The sequence below is a fragment of the Acidiphilium sp. PM genome, assembly GCF_000219295.1.
GTDB lineage: Bacteria > Pseudomonadota > Alphaproteobacteria > Acetobacterales > Acetobacteraceae > Acidiphilium > Acidiphilium multivorum.
The window spans coordinates 1-20,904 of the sequence record NZ_AFPR01000093.1 but is presented as its reverse complement, the minus strand read 5'-3'; the positions used below and the strand labels follow the sequence as shown (position 1 = coordinate 20,904).

The window sequence follows — 20,904 nt, the reverse complement described above, 5'->3', positions numbered from 1 at the left end:
AAGCCGCGCGCAGAACCCGATCCAGCCATGGAAAGTGTCGCAAGATGTTGATTGCGAGTGCGCGCAGCCTCGGCATGGCCCGTACCCGATCCGCCAATCCGCTCAGGGTAAGACGCACAAGACGTCGAAAGAAATAGGCGGGTTGCACGGTCAGCCCTCATGAGTTTGGCGCGACATCCGCCGTATGAAGTTCATTGCGGCTCTAAACGGACTCGTCACGCGCCACGAGCGGCTGGCATGGATCTCCATGATCAGCCGCTCCGCTTCACGCAGCCTGGAAGCCGCCTGATTCGCCTGTTGTTCCGCGTCATGTCGCAGGGCCTTTTCACGCTCCATCCGCCGCTCAGCTTCCTGCTCTCGTGCCTGGATTACGGCGAGCATTTGTCGGCAAAACGGAGCGGAGGCAAGCCCGCTCAAACTGAAATTATCAAATATATTTGGGCCGTAGCAAAAATAAGATTGTAATTCTAGATGTCGTATACTGATATAAAATCTGTTTAACCCATCAAAATATACAAATTTATAGCCTAATTTTGAGATAATTTCTTCCCAATCCGAAAAAGTCGGGTTTTTCGTATTGGGTTTGGTGCTTTCGATCACGATTATCCACGGCCGTACAGCGGACGGCGCCCAGGTGGAAATCACCTCTCGTTCCATCCCTTCCACGTCAATTTTCATCCAATGGATAACTTGATCCGTCATTTCATCGAGAATGTCGGATAGCGGTCGGCACGGCACCTTGATGCGGTTGACGGAAAATCCGCGTTGACGGTGCTCATCGGCAAGGGAGGCATCGCCCGTGCTCAACCCGGTATCGGCAATTTCGTAGAAGTCGATCGTATCGCTGGTCGCCCCGATCGCAGCTTCGATAACGTTCTCGTCAGGGCGCGCGACCCGGAGGCGTTCGGCATAAGCCGGGTTTGGCTCAACATGAACCCCGCGCCATCCGCGCTCGTAAAACGCGAGGCTAACGGAATCGATGATCGGATCCTGTGCGCCGATGTCGATATAGGTTCCAGGCGAAACATGCCCGAGCGCGCGCCAGAGCATGACATCCTCGAAATTCTGGGCATAGGAAATGAACTGACGTTCGGAGCCGGCTTCAGGCGCCATTAATCCCCACATGAAATCACTGTGAACTATACGTGCTGGCTCCGAAATAATCTTTTCGGAGCAGTCGTTCTAGCCGGCTTCCGGGTATGAAAGCCAATCGGCGCAATTCAGACGGCTGGCCCTGGCTACGGGTGAACGGTGGCGGACATCATTCGAGCGGCGGGAAGGAACGAGTGAGAGGGAGGTGAGCGCAATGAGCGCTCATTCTGGCCAACGGAAGCGGGGCGAATCGTGTGGGAGAGTGATCCGGGTTGCCGGGCGAGGCGTACGACACTCGGTCATGCCCGTCGACGAGCTTGATCTAGCCCGGATGTCTGGCGACATCCCCGATCCGACCAAGCACGAGGAAGCAGGCACAGCTGGAGGGACGGTCAGGCCCTCTGGCGCGCGTTGCTCAGCAGGCGCTCGATCAGCACGGCGATAATAATAGCTGAGCCGATCACCGTGCCCTGCAAGCAGGGCTAGACGTTCAGCAGGTTTAGCCCGTTGCCGATGAACATCGTGACGAAGGCGCTGAACAGGTGCCGATGATCGAGCCGTGACCGCTGTACAGGCTGGCGATGCCGATCACCGCCGCGGCGATTGCGGCGAGCTTGAGCCCTTGCCCGCCGAGCGGGGCGATGGAGAGAATGCGCGAAGCGAGGAAGATCGCGGCGACGGTGCCCTTCGGGCCAGAGATGACATCGGCCAGCACATTCCATGCGCGGATGCGCAGGCCTGCGCCGCGGCGAGGGTCACCTCGAGGTAGGAACCGATCCTGAGCAACTTCTTCTTGCCGCCGATCTTTTGGCAACGGAAGCGTCAGAGCTTTCCTCCTGCCATCGTTAACAGCAGGAACAAGACATTGGAATCGAACATCATGCAAGGCTTGTCGAGCGCCTTCGACTCACGGATGGCGGCGTCCGCAAGTATATCCCCATTCCCATTCCCATACACGATGTCCGCCCCCTCGTGCCCCGAGGTTTGAGGCGATGTCTCGTGAGACGGATTAGGACACCGTTACGGGAAAAATAGAAGAAATTTTAGATGCCTGAGACTGTCTGAGATCGCGTGAAAAGCGAAACTGGCGGAGAGGGTGGGATTCGAACCCACGGTACCCGTGAAGGCACAACGGTTTTCGAGACCGTCCCAATCGACCACTCTGGCACCTCTCCGCGGCCGCGCGGCTTATAGGCATGTTGGCGCCGGCTAGGCAACAGTCGGCTTGCGGTTGGTGGTGCCCTGCCATCGGGCGAATCAATTGACAGCAGGGCGCATCCCGCTATAACCCCGCAATCTCGCGATGCCGAAAGGTTTCGCGCAGCTTTTTTTGTCCGCCCGCGCGGCGTTGCAGATAGAATTGGACCAGATCGATGTTCGCAGTCATCCGCACCGGCGGAAAACAATATCGCGTCGTGCCGGACGCGGTGCTGAAGGTCGAGAAGCTCGAGGCCGAGGCCGGCAGCACCGTCACCTTCACCGACGTTCTCGCCATCGGCGGTGAACAGGGTGTGACCTTGGGCAAACCCGTTGTCGAGGGTGCAACGGTCACCGCCACGGTGATCGCGCAGGACAAGCTCGATACGGTCATCATCTTCAAGAAGCGCCGCCGGCAGAACAGCCGTCGCAAGAATGGCCACCGCCAGCCGGTGACCGTGCTGCGCGTGTCCGGCATCAACGCCGCCTGATCGGAGGGATATCCCATGGCACACAAGAAAGCAGGTGGTTCGTCGCGCAACGGGCGCGATTCCGAGGGCCGCCGCCTCGGCGTCAAGAAGTTCGGTGACGAACAGGTGATCGCCGGCAACATCATCATTCGCCAGCGCGGCACCAAGGTGAAGCCGGGCGCCAATGTCGGCGTCGGCCGCGACCACACGATCTTCGCCCTCGTCGATGGACGCGTGAAGTTCTCCCGCAAGGCCGAAGGCCGCGTGCACGTTTCGGTCGAGCCGCAGCCGCTCGCCGCGGAGTAATCTGTCTCCGGCATGAAGGACGCGAAGGCCGGCCGGTGCCGGCCTTTTGCGTATCTGCACCCATGAAGTTCCTCGACCAGGCGAAAATCTATGTGCGTTCGGGCGATGGCGGCAACGGCGTCGTCGCGTTCCGGCGCGAGAAATACATCGAGTTCGGTGGGCCGGACGGCGGCAATGGCGGCCGCGGCGGCGACATCGTGTTCGAGGCGGTCGAGAACCTCAATACGCTGATCGACTTCCGCTATACCCAGCATTTCCGGGCCCGCAAGGGCGGCAATGGCGCCGGATCGGACCGTACTGGCGCCGCCGCGCCGCCGGTGGTGATCAAGGTGCCGGTCGGCACCCAGATCCTCGACGACGACCGCGAGACCCTGCTCGCCGATCTCGATGCACCGGGCAAGCGCATCGTGCTGCTGCGCGGCGGCGATGGCGGCCATGGCAACGCCATGTTCAAGACCTCGACCAACCGCGCGCCGCGCCGGGCCGATCCCGGCTGGCCGGGCGAGGAGCGCTGGGTCTGGCTGCGGCTCAAGCTGATTGCCGATGCCGGGCTGGTCGGGCTGCCGAATGCAGGGAAATCGACCTTTCTCTCGGTGGCCTCGGCGGCGCGGCCCAAGATCGCCGATTATCCCTTCACCACGCTGCACCCGCAGCTCGGCGTGGTCCGGCTGTCGATGACCGAGGAATTCGTCCTCGCCGACATTCCGGGCCTGATTGAGGGCGCGCATGACGGCGCGGGGCTCGGCGACCGCTTTCTCGGCCATGTCGAGCGTTGCGCCGCGCTGATCCACCTGATCGACGGGGCGGCCGGCGACGTGGTGGACGCCTGGCGGACGATCCGCGGCGAGCTCGAAGCCTATGGCGGGGGGCTCGCGGACAAGCCCGAGCTGATCGTGCTGAACAAGATGGATGCGATGACGCCGCACCAGATCGCCGGCCGGCGCTCGGCACTGGAACGGGCCTCGGGCTGCAAGGTCATGGTGATTTCCGCCGCCGCGCATCAGGGGGTCGATGCGGTGCTGCGCGAAACCCTGCGGATGATCCGCGAGCAGCGGCAATGAGCCCGGGGCTGCCCGATCCAGGCAGCGCACGGCTGCTGGTGGTGAAGATCGGGTCCGCCCTCATCGTCGATCCCGATGCCGCGGCGCCGCGCACAGCCTGGCTTGCAAGCGTGGCCGCCGACATCGCGGCCCTCCGGGCGCGCGGCGTCGGTGTTATCGTGGTGTCCTCCGGGGCGATCGCTCTCGCGCGGCGGCAGCTTGGCCTGACGCAGAAGCGGCTGCGACTCGAGGAAAAACAGGCCGCGGCCTCGGTGGGGCAGATCCGGCTGGCGCAGGCCTGGAGCGAGGCGCTTTCGGCGCACGGGCTGGTGGCGGCGCAACTGTTGCTGACCATGGACGATACCGAGGACCGGCGGCGCTATCTCAACGCGCGGGCCACGCTCCGCACGCTGCTCGAACTCGGCGCCGTGCCTGTGATCAACGAGAACGACTCGGTCGCCACCGGCGAGATCCGCTTCGGCGACAACGACCGGCTCGCCGGTCGGGTGGCCGAAATGGTGGAGGCCGACCAACTGGTCCTGCTCTCCGATATCGACGGGCTCTATACCGCCGATCCGCGGCGCGACCCGGCGGCGGCGCATCTACCTGTCGTCGCCGCGATCACGCCGGAGATCGAGGCGATGGGCGGCGCGCCGCCGCCGGGCTATTCCTCCGGCGGGATGCGGACCAAGCTCGTCGCCGCGCGGATCGCGACCCAGGCCGGCTGTGCCATGGCGATCGCGCTTGGCGGGGTTGCGCATCCGCTCGCGTCCCTCGAAGCGGGGGCGCGCTGCACCTGGTTCCTGCCGCAGCCCGGCGGGCGCTCGGCGCGCAAGCGCTGGATCGCCGGCTCGCTCGCGCCGCTCGGGCGGCTGCATGTCGATGCCGGCGCGGCGCGGGCGATCCGCCGCGGCTCATCGCTGCTGCCGGCGGGGGTGGTGCGCGTCGAGGGACGGTTCGAGCGTGGCGATGCAGTCGAGATCGCCGGGCCGGATGGGGCGGCGCTGGCCCGCGGCCTTGCCGCCTATCCGAGCGAGGATGCGATGCTCATCGCCGGCCACAGGACCGACGAGATCGAGGCGCTGCTCGGCTGGCGCGGTCGGGATGAGCTGATCCACCGCGACGACCTCGTGCTCGTCGCCGGCCCGTTGCCGTCCGTTTCGTCGTAGGCCCGAGCACAAGCGTCATGCGACTTCCGTCCGTTCGAGGTCGACGCGCCGGCGCGGCAGCGCGTATGGATATTCCTTCTGCAGGAACGTGATCATCTGCTCGCGCACGAAGCAGCGCAGATCCCAGGCCTCGCCCGAATTGCGCGCCGAGACCAGGGCGCGCAGTGTCAGCGTGGTCTCCAGCGCGTGGGTGACCTGCAGCACCACCACCTTGCCGCTCCAGAGCGGCGTCGCGTGCACGATCTCGTCGAGCTTGCGGCGCAGCACGTCCATCGGCACGGTATAGTCGAGGCTCCAGTGCACCTCGCCGATTAGTTCTGACGAGTCGCGTGTCCAGTTCTGGAACGGCTGTTCGAGCAGCCAGGCCAGGGGGACGACCATGCGCTGCCAGTTCCAGATCCGCACCACCACGTAGGTCGAGGTAATTTCCTCCACCCAGCCCCACTGGCCGTTGATCACCACCGCATCCTCGACGCGCAGCGGCTGGGTGATGGCGATCTGGATGCCGGCGATGAGATTGGAGAGCACCGGCCGCGCCGCGAGGCCGACGACGAGCCCGGCCGCGCCGGCGGAGGCGAGCAGCGACACCCCGTAATCCCGCACCGCTGGAAACACCATCAGCGCGGCGGCCGTGGTGATGATGATGGTCAGCACATGGCTGGCCCGGCGCAGCACCTGCCATTGAGTCACGTGCTTGCGGGCGATGGCGTCGGCCTGGATGTTGTCGGGACGGTGGGAAAGCTGGCGCGTCGTGTAGATGTCGATCGCGAGCAGCACGGCCCAGCCGATCAGGATCACGAGGCCCGCGCTCAGCGCGTGCAGCACGCCGAAGCGCAGGCCCGGTCCGAGCGGCGCCTGCGGCACCACCGTGGTCAGCATCAGCACGATCAGGAAGGCCAGCACGATGGCCCGCACGCGGGCGACCAGCGCCCCCGTGGCCCTGCCGCGGTCGCGCAACGGGCGGGGGAGCAGCCGGAACAGGATCGCGTGGAACACGATCGCGACCAGGATCGCGGCGGCGGCCAGGATTGCCGTGGTGACCAAAGGCGGCCAGCCGTGCAGCACGATTGTAAGGTTGCCGGCGGCGTGCGCGATGGGGTTGCCGGGCGCGGATCGGGTCATGCGGCCTCCTCCTCTGGTGGCGCGCCGCGCCCCCCGCAAGGGATCGCGGCCGCCGGGCTCAGTGAGGAGGTAGACCGCCGTGCCGGCGATACAACCTTCGCCGGGGAAATGCGCGCCGCTTCAGCCGCCGAAATAGCCCGGCAGGATCTTCGAGGCGCTGGTTGCGGGATTGTCCTTCAGCAGCGCCGGATCGGTGGTGACGATGATCAACCCGGCCATCGGCGTGCCGAATCCATGCACGCCAGGACGCACCTTCGGCAGCCACACCCCGCCTGGAGCCTTGGCCAGTTCCGCATGGACCGGACAATAATACCATTCCGGCCCCTGGTGCCGGAAACTGATCGAGTAGGTGTGAACCTTGTGGCCCTTGCCGGGTGTGCCCGCCAGCGCCGGGGCGTCGAACGTCTTGCTCGCCGCACCGGTCTGCGGGCTGTAGCCGAGAATGGCGTGCGCCCCGGTATCCTCGTTGACGAAGACCACTTTCTGGCCCGGACGGACGAATACGAGGCGCTCCAGGAACTCGTTGGCGCCGTTCATGTGGATGTAGACCGGCTTCGGCGGCGCTGCGGCACTGGCCGCGGACGCACCGAAGAGGGTGGCAGTGGCGAGGCCGATCGCAAGGGCGGATCTGTTCATGGCATTCTCCTTTGGCATGCGGGCAGTCTCGATCGTCATCATGGCGGAACAAGGGCCCGGATCGGGCACGCTCATCAATCCGCCGTGAGCGGCGCGTTCAGGGGCCGCATTGCTGCACCGGCGCCAGATGAAGCGGCCAGGATGGGGGATCGTCGGCCGCGGCGAGGCTGTCCGTCAGTTCTGTCCAGGTGCCGCCGAGCAGGATTTCGGCCGGGCGGAAGCGCGCCTTATAGGCCATTTTCGGACTCTCCGGCACCCAGTAGCCGAGATAGACATAGGGCAGGCCGAGTTCCCGCGTGCGCTCCACCAGCCACAGGATCGAACGCGTCCCCAGCGACTGCCGAGTGAGATCCGGCGCGAAGAAGGAATATACGGCGGAAAGCCCGTCGGCGAGGCGGTCGGTCAGGCAGGCGCCGACCAGTTCGTCCGCGCCGTCGCGAAACTCCACAAGCCAGGTCTCGATCGGCGTATCCTCGACCATGGCGCGATAGTCGTAGAAGCTCATGCCAGCCATATCGCCCTCGCCGTGGCGGGCCTGCTGGTAGCGCTGGAACAGCTTGAACTGCTCGGCCGTGGCGCGCGGCGGCATCTCATAGGCGCGCAGCCCGGCATTCGCGGCGATGATCCGCCGGTGGGTCCGGCTCTGCCGGAACCGGTCGCTGACGATGCGGATCGGGATGCAGGAGCGGCAGCCCGCGCAGACCGGCGCATAGGCGATGTTGTGGCTGCGCCGGAACCCGCCGCGCGAGAGCCGGTTGTGCAGCGCGTCGGCATCAGCGCCGGTGAGTTCGGTAACCACCTTCCGCTCGGTCCGCCCCGCGACATAAGGGCAGGGTAGCGGGGCCGTGGCGTAGAAGAACTGCGGCGGGCGGCCAGGGACGGTCACGGCGCGGCAGGGCGCCCCAGCGCCGAGGTGTGGACGACCGTGAGGCCCGAGAGCAGGTCATGCCCCGCGCGGCGGCGGCGGGTGACCAGCACCAGCAGGAAGGGCACCATGCCGAGCATGAAGGACACGCCGAGCAGCACCGTCCAGGCCAGCGCCTGGGCGAAGCTCGGCCGCAGGGCAACGCTCGCCTCCAGCGTATCGTCCTGCCGGAGCGTGAGACCCAGCAGGCGCTGCCCCGGCGTCGCCGCGGCGGACGAGCACAGCCACAGGATGTAATAGAGCGGCGGGACGGCCCAGGTGAAATGCAGTAGCAGGAAACCGAGGCCGAACGTTGCGATGCCGAGCACCACGATCACCCACCAGACAGCGACGCTCAGCACGGCGAGAAGCACCATGTCGACAAGAAAGGCGATGATGCGGCGCGGCCAGACATCGCGGGTCAGCCAGGCGTCGCGCGCCGCTTCGGCATCGAAAGGCAGGGACTGGCTCATGCTCTCCAAGATAGTGCGCCGGGCTGGGCGCGCGCAATGGCCTGCACTGCCCGCGCGTCATGGACAGCGGCGGGAGCGGTTGCTACACGCGCCACGGATCGTCCGGTCCACCTCCTTCGACATCGGGGCCGCCCGTTCCGGCCGCAGGGATCCGTCACATGAAGATCGTCGCGTGTAACTCGAATCTGCCGCTTGCGGACGCCGTCAGCAAGGCGCTGCATCTGCCGCTGACCAACGCCATCATTCGCCGCTTCGCCGACATGGAGATTCATGTCGAGATCCAGGAAAACGTCCGCGGCGAGGATGTGTTCGTCATCCAGTCCACCTGCTTTCCGGCGAACGACAACCTGATGGAGCTGCTGATCACGCTCGATGCGCTGCGGCGCAGCTCGGCGCGGCGGGTGACCGCGGTGATCCCGTATTTCGGCTACGCAAGGCAGGACCGCAAGACCAACCCGCGCACGCCGATTTCGGCCAAGCTGGTCGCCAACATCATCACCGAGGCGGGCGCCAACCGGGTGCTCACGCTCGACCTGCATGCCGGGCAGATCCAGGGTTTCTTCGACATTCCGGTGGACAATCTCTACGGCGCGCCGCTCTTCGCGCGCGACATCCAGGACCGTTTCGCCGGGCGCGACATCATGGTGGTGTCGCCGGATGCCGGCGGCGTCGCCCGCGCCCGCGCCACGGCGAGCCGCCTTGCCTGCGACTTCGCGATCATCGACAAGCGCCGCCCGCGCGCCGGCGTTTCGGAAGTGATGAACGTGATCGGCGATGTCGAGGGACGGCACTGCATCATGATCGACGATATCGTGGATTCCGGCGGCTCGCTCTGCAACGCGGCCGAGGCGCTGATCCGCCACGGCGCGGCTTCGGCCTCGGCCTATGTCAGCCACGGCGTGCTGTCCGGCCAGGCGCTGGAACGCATCGGCGCCAGCCCGATCGAGACGCTGACCATCACCGACAGCATCCATCTCGATCCCGCACGCAATCCGCCGTCGAATCTGCAGGTGCTGACCATCGCCCCCTTGCTTGCCGAGGCGATGCGCCGCATCTCGGATGAAACCTCGGTCAGCTCGCTGTTCGACTGACCGGCCGCGAAAACGGGAGGAAACGGAATGAAACTGTTCTATGCGCCAGGCGCCTGCTCGCTCGGCATCCATGTCCTGATCGAGGAGCTCGGCCTGCCGCATGAAGGCGTGCTGGTGAACCTGCGCGACGGGCAGCAGTTCAGCGACGACTACAAGGCGATCAATCCGAAGGCCAAGGTGCCGGCAATCGTGCTCGACGACGGCACGGTGCTGACCGAGTGGATCGCCATCGCGAACTACCTGGCCGCGACCAACCCGGCGGCCCAGCTGGTGCCGTCCTCCCCGGTCGAGGCCGCGCGCTGCAACGAACTCGTCGCCTACATCAACGGCTGGATGCATCCGCAGGGGTTCGCCCGCATCTTCCGCCCCGAGCGTTTCGCGCCGAATCCCGAGGACAAGGAGGCCGTCCGCGAGCAGGGGCGGAAGATCTTCGCCGAAGGATTCGACCTGATCGAGCCGGTGCTGGCCGATGGGCGGGAGTGGCTGCTCGGCGCGTTCTCGATCGCCGACGCGGCGCTGTTCTACGTCTCCTTCTGGGCGGAAGGCCGGCAGACGATCCCGCTGCCGCCGAATGTCTCGGCGCATTATGCGCGGATGAAGGCGCGCCCGGCGGTGGCGCGGGCGATGGAGCAGGAGCGGCTGTCCTGATGACGCTGCCGCGCGCCCCGTTCTGGTTCCTCCGCCACGGCCAGACCGACTACAACGCGCAGGGCCTGTCGCAGGGGGCGATCGACATTCCGCTGAACGAGACCGGCCGCGCGCAGGCCCGCGCCGCGGCGCCGCTGCTGCTCGGGCGCGGGATCGTCGGCATCGTCGCCTCGCCAATGCAGCGCGCGCGCGAGACAGCCGAAATCGTCAACGAGACCCTCGGCCTGCCGCTCGCCTTCGAACCGGACCTGCGCGAGGTGGTGTTCGGCGGCATGGAGGGCCAGCCGCTCGAACCCTGGTTCGGCGACTGGATCGAGGGACGGCTGACGCCGCCTGGCGCCGAAAGCTTCGCCGACATCACTGCCCGCGCCGGCACCGCGCTGCGCAGCATCCTGGCGAGGCCGGGGCCGCTGCTGCTGGTCTCGCACGGCGCCTTCTTCCGCGCGGTGCGCGGCCTGCTCGGCGTGAGTCTGGAAGGCCGCACCGCCAATGCAGCCCCCATCCTCTGCGCGCCGGACGGCGAGGGGTGGCGGACGGCGATGGCCGCCGAACTCGACGAGGCGGTGGCGCCGGGCGCAATGTAGATTGTCGTCATCCGGCCAGGCCGGATCGCCTGTGGGGGAACGTAACATGGAAATGGGCTTTTTCGCGCCGAGGCACATGGATATCGGCGGCGGGGCGGCGGCGCGGATTGCGGTCCTGCTCGGCCGCTTCGGCCTGTCGCGGCCGCTGATCGTCACCGATCCGGTCATGGTGAAACTCGGCCTGGTCCGCCGCATCACCGATCCGCTGGAAGCGGCCGGGATCGTCTGCACGATCTTCAGCGACACCGTGCCCGAGCCGGTCGATACCGTGGTGGAAGCCGGCGTCGCCATCGCCAGGGGCGGCGCGTTCGACTGCCTGATCGGCTTCGGCGGCGGCTCGCCGATCGACACGGCGAAGGCGATCAACATCCTGCTCGCGGCGGCGCCAAGTGCGCGCATGCGCGACTTCAAGGTGCCCGTCGCCGCCGATACGGCGGCGCTGCCGCTGATCGCGGTGCCGACGACCGCCGGCACCGGCTCGGAAGCGACCCGCTTTACCGTGATCACCGATACCGAAACCGACGAGAAGATGCTGATCGCCGGGCTCGGGGCGCTGCCGCTGGCGGCGGTGGTCGATTACGAGCTGACCATGAGCGTGCCGCCGCGCACCACCGCCGATACCGGGATCGATGCCTTCACCCATGCGCTGGAGGCCTATGTCTCGCGGCGGGCGAACCCGGTGTCCGACGCCTATGCACGCAGTGCGATGCGGCTGATCGGCGCCAACCTGCGCAAGGTCTGGCAGACGCCGCAGGATCGCGACGCGCGCGAGGCGATGATGCTCGGCGCGACCCTCGCGGGACTCGCCTTCTCGAACGCCTCGGTGGCGCTGGTGCATGGCATGTCGCGGCCGATCGGCGCGCATTTCCATGTGCCGCATGGCATGTCGAACGCGATGCTGCTGCCGGCGGTGACGCGCTTTTCGCTCAATGCCGCGCTGCCGCGCTACGCCGAATCCGCCCGCCTCGCCGGCTTCGCCCGCGCCGATGACGCCGACCAGCTGGCCGGCGCCAGGCTGATCGAGGCGCTGGAGGCGATCAATGCCGAGCTCGAGGTGCCCACACCGCAGGGTTTCGGCGTGGCCCGCGCCGACTGGGACGCGCTGCTGCCCAAAATGGCGGAACAGGCGCTGGCCTCCGGCAGCCCCGGCAACAATCCGGCGGTGCCGGACGCTGCCGAGATCGTGAAGATCTACGAGGAGATCTTTTGACGTCGCGTCCCTGAAGCGCTTCTGGATTCGCGTTCCGGCCCCGCGCTCAAGCGAGTGCGAGGTCGGCCGCGAGTTCGAGCAGGGCGAGGTCGCGTCCCGGCCCGGCGATGAGCGACAGGCCGACCGGCGCCCCGTTCACCTTGCCGACCGGAATGGTGAGTTCCGGCAGGCCGGCGAAGGCGGCGATGATACCGACGCGCAGCGTTCGCGTGCGGACGTCTTCATAGACCGCCTGCTCCGCCGCAACCGGCGGGGCCGGGCAGGGCGAGGTCGGAATCACCAGCACCGCGCCGCCGGCCAGCAGCGCGTGCATCCGCGCCGTGTGCGCGCGGCGCGCCACGCGTCCCTCGGCAGCGGCTTCGGCGGTGAAGCCGCGCGTCGCCGCGATCCGGCCCGCGGTGACGGGGTCGAGCAGCGGCTTGACCGTCTCGATGAAGCCGCCCAGCGTCAGCCACGTCTCGCGCCCGCGCACGGCGTTCTGCCAGGCCAGCATCCGGTCGAGCCCTTCCGGCACCGGGTCGGCCTCGCCCATCGGGCCCAGCCTGGCGAGCGCGGGTTCGAGGGCAGCGACGACGTCGGGATCGGCATTGGCGAAGGCTGCGGGAATCATGAGAAACTGGGCCGCGAGCGGCGGTGCTGGCGGCAAAAGCGCCTCGCCGACGCGAAGCATGGTCTCCGCATCGCAGGTGAACCAGCCAGGCGTGTCGAAGCTCGGGGCCAGCGGCGCCGCCCCGGCCAGGCTGAGCAGCCCCTGAGTCGGGCGCAACCCGTAGAGCCCGCAATAGCTGGCCGGAATCCGCACCGAGCCGCCGGTATCCGAGCCGACGCCGACATGGGCGCGGCCGGACGCGACCATCGCCACCGAGCCGCTCGACGAGCCGCCCGGCAGCCGGTCCGGCGCCGCCGGGTTGAGCGGCGTGCCGTAATGGGTGTTGCGCCCCTCCAGGCCGAAGGCGAGTTCGACCGTCGTTGTCTTGCCGGTGACGCGGGCGCCGGCCTCGAGAAGCTGTGAGACGATCCAGGCATGCGAGAGGGCGGGGCCGAAATGCCGCCCCCAGTCGGGGTTGCCGAAGGCGGTCACTTCGCCCGCGATGTCGAACAGGTCCTTGACGACCACGTCGAGTCCCGCAAGCGGGCCGTGCGGATTGCCCCGGATGTCGAGCGATTTGATCAGGCCGAGATCGGGAGCTTCGGAGAGGGGATGGCGCGTTTCCATGGCGAAAGGGTAACAGAGTTCGGCGCCGGGTTGAACCGGCTTCCGGCAGGGTTAAAATCGACTGGCCGGCACCGATATCTCCGGCAGAGGACAAGGACGAGGGTCGATGAACGCCACTGCCATCACTGCGGATGCCGCGACGATCGAGGCCGCCGACAAGGCCGCCCGCCACTGGGTCAGCCCCGATCCCGGACCACTGAAACCGGGCTCGGAAGCACACAAGCGCGCCGTCTGCGCGATGTTCCACGAAACCTTCAACCCTTACAAACCCTCGGTCATCGAGTGGCCGAAGCTCGACCCCGAAACCCTGCATAAGATCACCTCGCTGCCGATCTGGGACATCGCGGTGCAGACCGAGGGCAAGGCGCGGCTGCGGATGGCGGCCTATGCGCGGATCATCGCCGATCCGGACATGAGCAAGACGATCGAGCTGAACGGCTGGGAGGAGAACCGGCACAAGGAGGTGCTCTCCAAGCTGGTCGAGGCCTATGACATTCCGCTCGAACCGGAGCCGGAATACCGCCAGCCGAAGGATCCCGAATGGGCCTATCTGGTCACCGGCTATTCCGAGTGCGTCGACAGTTTCTTCGCCTTCGGCCTGTTCGAATTGGCGAAGCGGTCCGGCTTCTTCCCGGCCGAACTGGTCGAGACCTTCGAGCCGGTGATGCAGGAGGAGTGCCGGCACATCCTGCTCTTCGCCAACTGGGTCGCCTGGCACCGCGCGAGGCTGCCGCTGCACCGGCGGATCTGGTTCGAACTCCGCGTCGCGGCGGTATGGGCGTTCCTCGGCTGGGAGCGGATCGGCATCGCCCGCGGCATGGACGACGGGGGCAAGGACAAACCCAAGGCGCAGGACAACAATTTCACCGTGACCGGCAGCAAGTCGGTCAGCGCCGAAGACATCTCGGTGCCGGAACTGATGCGCATCTGCCTCGAGGAGAACGACCGGCGCTTCGCCGGCTACGACCGCCGGCTGCTGCGGCCGACGACGATGCCGACCCTGGTGCGGATCGCGCTGAAATTCATGCCGAAACCGCGCCAGAAGGCGGCGGCGTGAGCGGCGGCGGCACGGCCGGCGGCAACGAACGGCAGATCGCCTACTGGAACGAGGTCGCGGGGCCGAAGTGGATCCGCGTCCAGGCGGCGATGGAATCGAGGCTGACGGCGGTCGAGGACCGCCTGCTGGAGCGGGCTGCGCCCCGCGCTGGCGAGCGGGTGCTGGAGGTCGGCTGCGGCACGGGGACGACCACCGCGCGGCTCGCCGGGCTGGTCGGTGAGGGCGGGCATGTCACCGCCGTCGATGTTTCCCGCCCGATGCTTGAGGCGGCGCGCGCCCGGCTTGCCGGCCTGGCGCAAGTGACGCTGATGGAGGCGGATGCCGCCTTCGCGACCTTCGCAGCGCCGTTCGACCTCGTCACCTCCCGCTTCGGCGTGATGTTCTTCGAGGATCCGGCGGCCGCCTTCGCCAATCTGCGCGCCTCACTCGTTCCGGGCGGCCGCCTCGTCTGCGCCGCCTGGGGGCCGATCGCCGACAATCCGCATTGGTCGGTGCCGCTTGAGATCACCGTGGCACGGCTCGGCCCACCAAAGCCGCGCCGGCCGCACGCGCCGGGCCCCCTGGCCTTTGCCGACCGCGACCATGCACGGACGGTGCTGACGCAGGCGGGCTTTGCCGAGATCGCCATCGAGCCCGAGCGGGTCATGCTGTCCGGGCGGTCACTCGACGACGAGGCCGAAATGGCGGGGACGATGGGCCCGGCCGGCGCGCTGATCGACGAGAAGGAGGCCGATGCCCAAACGCGCGCGGCGCTGCGGGTGGCCTTCCGCGAAGCTCTCCCCGGCTATGCCGACGCCGATGCCCGGCTGCCGGCGACGATCCACATGATCACGGCGCGCAACCCGGCCTGATCCGGCTGGTCACTGCAGCGCCGCCTCGGCGTGGCGGACCGCCGCAAGCGGGGCGGCGGCGCGGCCAACGACACGCCCGCCGATCAGGGCGAGCCAGTCGCCATCGGCGGGTGGGCGGGGCAACAGGCGGATCAGCCGCGCCTCGTCATCCAGCGCCACGGCATGAAACCGGCCACGCGCGGTCGTCATCGGACCATCCAAATGAATGACGCGGGCAACAGCATTGCCCGCGTCATCAAGTCCCAGCCATTCACGGGCGCGCGCGCCGGTCTCGGTCAGGAAGCTGTCGCGGCCGCGCACCCAGCGAAGCCGCATCGCTTCAGCTCCGCCAGGCCGGCGGGCGCCACGCCATCAGGCACTCTTGGTCATGATCTCGTCGGCGATGTTGCGCGGCACGGGATCGTAATGGTGGAACTGCATGGTGAAGGAGGCGCGGCCCTTGGTCATCGAACGCAGGTTCGAGATGTAGCCGAACATTTCCTTCAGCGGCACCTGGGCGCGGACGATCACGGTCGAACCCGAGCTTTCCTGGTTCTGGATCATGCCGCGCCGGCGGTTGAGGTCGCCCACCACATCGCCGACATGGTCCTGCGGCGTGGTGATCTCCACATCCATGATCGGCTCGAGGATGACCGGGCCGGCCTTCTTCATGCCCTCGCGGAAGCACGCCTTGGCGGCGATTTCGAAGGCCAGCGCCGAGGAGTCGACGTCATGGTACTTGCCGTCGACCAGCGTGTACTTGAAGTCCACCGTCGGGAAGCCGGCGAGCACGCCGGTATCGGCCTGCACCTTGATGCCCTTTTCCACCGCCGGGATGTATTCCTTCGGCACGGCGCCGCCGACCACCTTGTTCTCGAACAGGATGCCCTCGTTGCGCTCCTGCGGCTCGAAGATGATCTTGACCTCGGCGAACTGGCCCGAGCCACCCGACTGCTTCTTGTGGGTGTAGGTCTCGGTGTGTTCGCGGGTGATCGTCTCGCGATAGGCCACCTGCGGCGCGCCGACATTGGCCTCGACGCCATATTCGCGCCGCAACCGGTCGATGATGATGTCGAGGTGCAGCTCGCCCATGCCGGAGAGGATGGTCTGGCCGGTTTCCTGGTCCGTCTTGAGGCGGAGCGAGGGGTCCTCGCCGGCGAGCTTCTGCAGCGCCAGCGTCATCTTCTCGACGGCTTCCTTGGTCTTCGGCTCGACCGAGATGTCGATGACCGGCACCGGGAAGGCCATGCGCTCCAGCACCACCGGGTCGTCCGACGAGGCCAGCGTGTCACCCGTGCCGGTGTCCTTCAGGCCAACGAACGCGGCGATGTCGCCGGCGTGGACTTCTTTGACCTCCTCACGCTTGTCGGCGTGCATCTGGAACATGCGGCCGACGCGTTCCTTGTGGCCCTTGGTCGTGTTGAGCACCGTGTCGCCCGAGCGCAGCGTACCGGCATAGACGCGCACGAAGGTGAGCGTGCCGTATTTGTCGTTGATGATCTTGAAGGCGAGGCCGGCGAAGGGCGCGTCGGGGTTGGCCGGGATCACGCGGCGGTTGGCCGAGGGGTCTTCCTCCTCGCCTTCCGGCGGGGCGACCTTGATGCCCTCGATGTCGACCGGGCTCGGCAGATAGTCGAGCACGGCGTCGAGCAGCGGCTGAACGCCCTTGTTCTTGAAGGCGGTGCCGCACAGCACCGGGCGGAACGCGCCGGAGATCGTACCGGTCTTGATCGCGCGCTTCAGCGTCTCGGTCGCGACGTCGCCCTTCTCGAAATATTCCTCCATGCCCGCATCGTCGACCGACAGAGCGGTGTCGAGCAGGTTCTGGCGGTATTCCTTGGCCTTCTCCAGCATATCGGCCGGGATTTCCTCATCGTGGAACTTCGCGCCGAGTTCGCCGCCTTCCCACACGATGGCCTTCATCTCGACCAGGTCGACCACGCCGACGAACTGGTCCTCGATGCCGATCGGCAGCTGCAGCGGCAGCGCCACGATGTCGAGCTTCTCCTTCAGCGTGTCGAACGCGCGGTAGAAGTCGGCGCCGGTGCGGTCGAGCTTGTTGATGAAGATGATGCGGGGAACGTTGTAGCGGTCCGCCAGGCGCCAGTTGGTCTCGGACTGCGGCTGCACGCCGGCCACGCCCTCGATGATGAACACAGCGCCATCGAGCACGCGCAGCGAACGGTTCACCTCGATGTTGAAGTCGATGTGGCCCGGCGTGTCGATGATGTTGATGCGATGGTCTTTCCACTCGCAGGTAACGGCGGCGGAGGTGATGGTGATGCCGCGCTCGCGCTCCTGCTCCATGTAGTCGGTCGTCGTGTTGCCGTCATGCACCTCGCCAATCTTGTGCGACACGCCCGTGTAATACAGGATACGTTCCGTGGTCGTGGTCTTGCCCGCGTCGATATGCGCGGTGATGCCGATATTCCGGATCTTGGCGAGCGAGGTGCCGGACATGCAGTCTCTCCAGGGTGGGCTGTGCAGGGTTCAGCGAACAGCGATTACAACGAAAAACGGGCGCGACCGCCGGTGAGTGTCCCGGCAATCCACCCGATTACGACCGGCTTTCGACCAATCTTCGCCCGCATAATGGCAAGGCGGGCCGCATTTTGCAACCCGGCGGCGGTTTTTCCTTTCGCACGGGGCGAATTCGCGCTAGCCATTCGCCATGGGACAACCTGCCGCACGCCTGACCGACATGCATGTCTGCCCGATGGTGGACGTGCTTGTGCCCCATGTCGGCGGGCCGATCATCGGCCCCGGCGCGCCCACCGTGCTGATCGGCGGCATGCCGGCCGCGCGGGTGGGCGACATGGCGGTTTGCGTGGGCCCCCCCGACTCGGTGGTCGTCGGCGCGTTCACCGTGTTGATCGGCGGCCAGCCCGCGGCGCGGATGGGCGATTCCACCGCGCACGGCGGCACCATCATTCTCGGCATGCCGACAGTCCTGATCGGCTGAGAGGCGCCGCGCCCGTCAGGGCGCGGCCTGTATCGGAGCGTCGCCGTCAGAGCGCGGCTTTCAGCTTCCTCATCATCCTTGTGACGAATCCGGCCGGCGGGTCGTCCGCGAGGGCGACGGCGGGAACGGTCGCCAGGGTCTTGCCGCCGGCGCTGACGGTGATCGTGCCGACCGTCTGCCCGCGATGCACGCCGGCTGCCGGCGGCGGGTCCAGCGCCACGGAGGTCTTAAGGGTCTTCGCGGCAAGCGCCGGGATCGTCATCGTGATGCTGTGCGCCGGGCCGACCGCCACCGCGGTCGTGCGGTAGAGCGGCGCCTTCAGCGTGCCCGCCGGCTTGCCGGCAACCGCGACCTTGGCATTGGCGTAGAATTGGTAGCCGTAATCGAGCAGGGCCTCGATATCGTGCGTGCTGACGGTCCAGCTCGGCCCGCCGAGCACCACGGCGATGAGGCGGCGGCCGTTGCGCAGTGCTGTGGCGTCGATGCAGTGCCCGGCTTCCTTGGTGCGGCCGGTCTTAAGCCCATCCACCGTCGGGTCGTGGAACAGCACCGGGTTCCAGCTTCGCTGGCGGATCTTGTCGAAGGTGAAGTGCTTCTTGACCGAAATCTTCAGGAACTGCGGATAGGTACGGACGATGTCGCGCGACAGTTTTGCAACATCCATCGCCGTGGTGCGCAGGTCCGGGTTCGGCAGGCCGTCCACGTTCGTGTAGTGGGTCGACTTCAGACCAAGCGCCTTGGCTTCATGGTTCATCAGCCCGACGAAGCCGCTCCGGCTGCCGGCCACCGCCTGGGCGAGCGCCACGGCCGCATCGTTGCCCGAGTCGATGATCAGCCCGTGCAGCAACTGGTCCACCGTGACCGTCATGCCCGGCGAGATGAACATGCGCGAGCCGCCGGTATGCCAGGCCGAGACGCTGACCGGCACGGTCTGGTCCATCTTCAGCGAACCGTGCGCGACAGCCTGGTAGGTCAGATAGGCGGTCATCAGCTTGGTCAGGCTGGCCGGTGGCCAGGGCTGGTCCGGCGCCTTGGCGGCGATCACCGCGCCGGTATCGGCGTCCATCAGCACATAGGAGGCCTGCTGCGGCAGGGTCGGCGGCATCGGCACGCCGGGAATGGCGAGGGGCGCCACTGGCGCGGGTCCCGCGTCCTGCGGCGCGGTCGTCGCCGCGGCGGTTGCGTGTGCCGCGCCCTTGCCCGGTGCGGGCGTGCGCCCGGCGGCGTAGGACGTAGCGGTGAACAGGGCGAGGGTGAGAAGTGAAAGGCGGCGCTTCATGGTGGCGGAAGTCCGGACTGTTGGCATGGCGAGAGGCATACAATCGCCCCCGTGCCGTGGCAAATCGCGAGGCCGTGCGTCGCGTTCACGGTGGTGTTTCGCCGCACTTCCTTGACTTCGCGCCCCCCGCACGGTTTGAAGCGGGCAGACAATATCAGAACGGGCGGACATGGCGCAGACGAAGGACTCGGTAGCAGGCTCGATCAGGGAATGGGTTGTCACTCTCGTCTATGTCGTGGTGATCGCCGTCTTCATCCGCTCATTCCTGTTCGAACCGTTCTTCATTCCCTCGGGCAGCCTGACGCCGACGCTGCTGCCCGGCGATTTCGTACTCGTGACTAAGTGGAACTATGGCTATTCGCGCTGGTCGTTCCCCTTCGGCGAGCCGGATTTCAAGGGGCGGATCTTCGGCTCGCTGCCGAAACAGGGGCAGATCGCGGTGTTCGCGCTGCCGCGCGACCCGTCGATCGACTATATCAAAAGGGTAATCGGCGAACCCGGCGACACGGTCCAGGTGACCGACGGCCAGCTCTACATCAACGGGCGCGAGGTGCCCCGCACCCCGGCCGGCACCTATGTCGAGACGCCACTCGACTCGGGGGAGGGCGTGCCCATCAAGGTGCGCCTCTATCGCGAGCACCTGCCGGACGGCGTGACCCATCTGATCGCCAAGGCGACGAATCAGGGGTTCGCCAATAACACGCCCGTCTATCACGTCCCGCCCGACCACCTGTTCATGATGGGCGACAACCGCGATTTCTCCGAGGACTCGCGCTATCTCGATGCCGTCGGCTACGTGCCGCTGGCGAATTTCGTCGGTCGGGCGCGGATCATCTGGTTCTCCATCCGGCTCGATCATCCGTGGTGGGAATTCTGGTACTGGCCGGTCGATATCCGCTGGGACCGGCTGTTCACGGTCATCCATTGAGCGAGGCGGCGGAAGCGCTGCTCGGGCATCGCTTCGCGCGACCTGACCTGCTCGCCCAGGCCCTGACCCATCGCTCCGCGGTCGGGCAGGGCGGTCTCGGGTCGAACGAACGGCTGGAATTCATCGGTGATCGCGTTCTCGGCCTGCTGATCGCGGAATGGCTGATCGAGCGCTTCCCGCATGAGCGCGAGGGCGGGCTGGGGCCGCGGCTGGCGCATCTCGTCTCCCGCCAGTCGCTGGCGGAGATTGCCGAGCATGGCGGGATTGCCGGGCTGTTGTCGGTCTCGCCGGGGGAGAGCCGGCGCGGAGTGCGCAACCGCGCGACCGTGCTGGCCGATGCGCTGGAAGCGCTGATCGGCGCGCTCTATCTCGATGGCGGGCTGGAGCCGGCGCGGCTGTTCATTCGCCGCATCTTCGCGCCCCGGATCGACGGCCAGCCGAGCGCCCCGCCCAAGGATCCGAAGACCGCGCTACAGGAATATGCGCTGGCGCGCGGGCCGGTTCTGCCGGCCTATGAGCTGGTGGAGCGGACTGGCCCCTCGCACGCGCCGCGCTTTCGCATCCGCGTGACGGTCGCCGGCCGCACCGCCGAGGGACTTGCCGGAACCAAGCGCGAGGCGGAGCAGAACGCCGCGCGCGACCTGCTGGAGCAGCTGCAATGACGACCCGCTGTGGTTATGTCGCCCTTCT

General features: G+C 67.0%; 23 protein-coding genes and 1 tRNA gene. 13 read left to right on the top strand and 11 right to left on the bottom strand.

Annotated features, from left to right (window positions below; all coding sequences use genetic code 11):
- Positions 1-150: 150 nt before the first annotated feature.
- From APM_RS04480 to APM_RS04465, 3 genes are all read right to left on the bottom strand, one after another.
- Positions 151-1,113: an FkbM family methyltransferase gene (locus APM_RS04480; RefSeq protein ID WP_007422162.1), complete on the bottom strand. Its 963-nt coding sequence runs from the start codon at positions 1,111-1,113 to the stop codon at positions 151-153.
- A gap of 478 nt (positions 1,114-1,591) precedes the next feature.
- The gene (locus APM_RS04470; protein WP_158004989.1) at positions 1,592-1,978 is read right to left on the bottom strand and encodes a hypothetical protein; all 387 of its coding nucleotides are present in this window, start codon (positions 1,976-1,978) and stop codon (positions 1,592-1,594) included.
- A 199-nt stretch (positions 1,979-2,177) separates the two neighbouring features.
- Positions 2,178-2,267: transfer RNA gene (locus tag APM_RS04465), tRNA-Ser, on the bottom strand.
- Between the two features lie 198 nt (positions 2,268-2,465).
- Here APM_RS04465 and rplU point away from each other — a divergent pair.
- From rplU to proB, 4 genes are all read left to right on the top strand, one after another.
- Positions 2,466-2,780 (top strand): 50S ribosomal protein L21, encoded by a 315-nt coding sequence (rplU, locus tag APM_RS04460; protein ID WP_007422159.1) that lies wholly within the window; start codon positions 2,466-2,468, stop codon positions 2,778-2,780.
- A gap of 15 nt (positions 2,781-2,795) precedes the next feature.
- Positions 2,796-3,065, top strand: coding sequence for a 50S ribosomal protein L27 (gene rpmA, locus APM_RS04455; RefSeq protein WP_007422158.1), 270 nt, complete (start codon positions 2,796-2,798; stop codon positions 3,063-3,065).
- 62 nt (positions 3,066-3,127) lie between these two features.
- Positions 3,128-4,126, top strand: coding sequence for a GTPase ObgE (gene obgE / locus APM_RS04450; RefSeq protein ID WP_007422157.1), 999 nt, complete (start codon positions 3,128-3,130; stop codon positions 4,124-4,126).
- Positions 4,123-5,274 (top strand): glutamate 5-kinase, encoded by a 1,152-nt coding sequence (gene proB, locus APM_RS04445; RefSeq protein WP_007422156.1) that lies wholly within the window; start codon positions 4,123-4,125, stop codon positions 5,272-5,274. Before obgE ends, proB begins: the two co-directional genes overlap by 4 nt.
- Before the next feature lie 15 nt (positions 5,275-5,289).
- Here the strand turns inward: proB and APM_RS04440 are convergent, their stop codons facing one another.
- The 4 genes from APM_RS04440 to APM_RS04425 all read right to left on the bottom strand — a co-directional run bounded on the left by APM_RS04440 (position 5,290) and on the right by APM_RS04425 (position 8,409).
- Positions 5,290-6,396 carry a mechanosensitive ion channel family protein gene (locus APM_RS04440; protein WP_007422155.1) on the bottom strand — a complete coding sequence of 369 codons (1,107 nt, stop codon included), beginning with the start codon at positions 6,394-6,396 and terminating at the stop codon, positions 5,290-5,292.
- A 120-nt stretch (positions 6,397-6,516) separates the two neighbouring features.
- Entirely contained in the window at positions 6,517-7,032 is a 516-nt protein-coding gene (locus APM_RS04435; RefSeq protein ID WP_197535476.1) for a Cupredoxin, read from the bottom strand.
- 97 nt (positions 7,033-7,129) lie between these two features.
- Positions 7,130-7,918, bottom strand: a complete 789-nt coding sequence (locus APM_RS04430) for an arginyltransferase (protein ID WP_011941376.1) — start codon at positions 7,916-7,918, stop codon at positions 7,130-7,132.
- Positions 7,915-8,409 (bottom strand): RDD family protein, encoded by a 495-nt coding sequence (locus APM_RS04425; protein WP_011941377.1) that lies wholly within the window; start codon positions 8,407-8,409, stop codon positions 7,915-7,917. The genes APM_RS04430 and APM_RS04425 overlap by 4 nt, the downstream gene beginning before the upstream one ends.
- A 158-nt stretch (positions 8,410-8,567) precedes the next feature.
- Here APM_RS04425 and APM_RS04420 point away from each other — a divergent pair, with 158 nt between their 5' ends.
- Genes APM_RS04420 through APM_RS04405 form a run of 4 tightly spaced genes read left to right on the top strand, consistent with a single transcriptional unit; the run spans position 8,568 to position 11,942 of the window.
- Entirely contained in the window at positions 8,568-9,500 is a 933-nt protein-coding gene (locus APM_RS04420; RefSeq protein ID WP_007422151.1) for a ribose-phosphate pyrophosphokinase, read from the top strand.
- A 27-nt stretch (positions 9,501-9,527) separates the two neighbouring features.
- Entirely contained in the window at positions 9,528-10,148 is a 621-nt protein-coding gene (locus tag APM_RS04415) for a glutathione S-transferase family protein (RefSeq protein ID WP_007422150.1), read from the top strand.
- Positions 10,148-10,732 carry a histidine phosphatase family protein gene (locus APM_RS04410; protein ID WP_007422149.1) on the top strand — a complete coding sequence of 195 codons (585 nt, stop codon included), beginning with the start codon at positions 10,148-10,150 and terminating at the stop codon, positions 10,730-10,732. The genes APM_RS04415 and APM_RS04410 overlap by 1 nt, the downstream gene beginning before the upstream one ends.
- Positions 10,733-10,778: 46 nt before the next feature.
- Positions 10,779-11,942 carry an iron-containing alcohol dehydrogenase gene (locus APM_RS04405; RefSeq protein ID WP_011941378.1) on the top strand — a complete coding sequence of 388 codons (1,164 nt, stop codon included), beginning with the start codon at positions 10,779-10,781 and terminating at the stop codon, positions 11,940-11,942.
- A gap of 46 nt (positions 11,943-11,988) precedes the next feature.
- Here APM_RS04405 and APM_RS04400 read toward each other — a convergent pair whose 3' ends face one another.
- Positions 11,989-13,158 (bottom strand): amidase, encoded by a 1,170-nt coding sequence (locus tag APM_RS04400; protein ID WP_007422147.1) that lies wholly within the window; start codon positions 13,156-13,158, stop codon positions 11,989-11,991.
- 106 nt (positions 13,159-13,264) lie between these two features.
- Here APM_RS04400 and APM_RS04395 point away from each other — a divergent pair, with 106 nt between their 5' ends.
- Both APM_RS04395 and APM_RS04390 read left to right on the top strand, forming a co-directional pair.
- On the top strand, positions 13,265-14,215 hold the full coding sequence (locus APM_RS04395) for a hypothetical protein (RefSeq protein ID WP_007422146.1): 951 nt from the start codon (positions 13,265-13,267) through the stop codon (positions 14,213-14,215).
- A complete protein-coding gene (locus APM_RS04390) occupies positions 14,212-15,066 on the top strand; it encodes a class I SAM-dependent methyltransferase (RefSeq protein WP_007422145.1) in 855 nt (284 codons plus the stop codon). The genes APM_RS04395 and APM_RS04390 overlap by 4 nt, the downstream gene beginning before the upstream one ends.
- 9 nt (positions 15,067-15,075) lie before the next feature.
- Here the strand turns inward: APM_RS04390 and APM_RS04385 are convergent, their stop codons facing one another.
- Together APM_RS04385 and fusA are read right to left on the bottom strand one after the other, a co-directional pair.
- Positions 15,076-15,381 carry a hypothetical protein gene (locus APM_RS04385; RefSeq protein ID WP_007422144.1) on the bottom strand — a complete coding sequence of 102 codons (306 nt, stop codon included), beginning with the start codon at positions 15,379-15,381 and terminating at the stop codon, positions 15,076-15,078.
- Between the two features lie 36 nt (positions 15,382-15,417).
- Positions 15,418-17,505: an elongation factor G gene (gene fusA, locus APM_RS04380; RefSeq protein WP_007422143.1), complete on the bottom strand. Its 2,088-nt coding sequence runs from the start codon at positions 17,503-17,505 to the stop codon at positions 15,418-15,420.
- A gap of 211 nt (positions 17,506-17,716) precedes the next feature.
- Here fusA and APM_RS04375 point away from each other — a divergent pair, with 211 nt between their 5' ends.
- Positions 17,717-18,007: a PAAR domain-containing protein gene (locus APM_RS04375; protein ID WP_013639273.1), complete on the top strand. Its 291-nt coding sequence runs from the start codon at positions 17,717-17,719 to the stop codon at positions 18,005-18,007.
- Between the two features lie 46 nt (positions 18,008-18,053).
- Here APM_RS04375 and APM_RS04370 read toward each other — a convergent pair whose 3' ends face one another.
- Positions 18,054-19,286, bottom strand: coding sequence for a D-alanyl-D-alanine carboxypeptidase family protein (locus APM_RS04370; RefSeq protein WP_007422141.1), 1,233 nt, complete (start codon positions 19,284-19,286; stop codon positions 18,054-18,056).
- Between the two features lie 169 nt (positions 19,287-19,455).
- Between APM_RS04370 and lepB the strand changes: the two genes are divergently transcribed.
- Complete coding sequence (lepB, locus tag APM_RS04365) at positions 19,456-20,214, top strand: signal peptidase I (protein ID WP_007422140.1); 759 nt, start codon at positions 19,456-19,458, stop codon at positions 20,212-20,214.
- Positions 20,211-20,876, top strand: a complete 666-nt coding sequence (rnc, locus tag APM_RS04360; RefSeq protein WP_007422139.1) for a ribonuclease III — start codon at positions 20,211-20,213, stop codon at positions 20,874-20,876. Before lepB ends, rnc begins: the two co-directional genes overlap by 4 nt.
- The last annotated feature ends 28 nt before the right edge of the window (positions 20,877-20,904 follow it).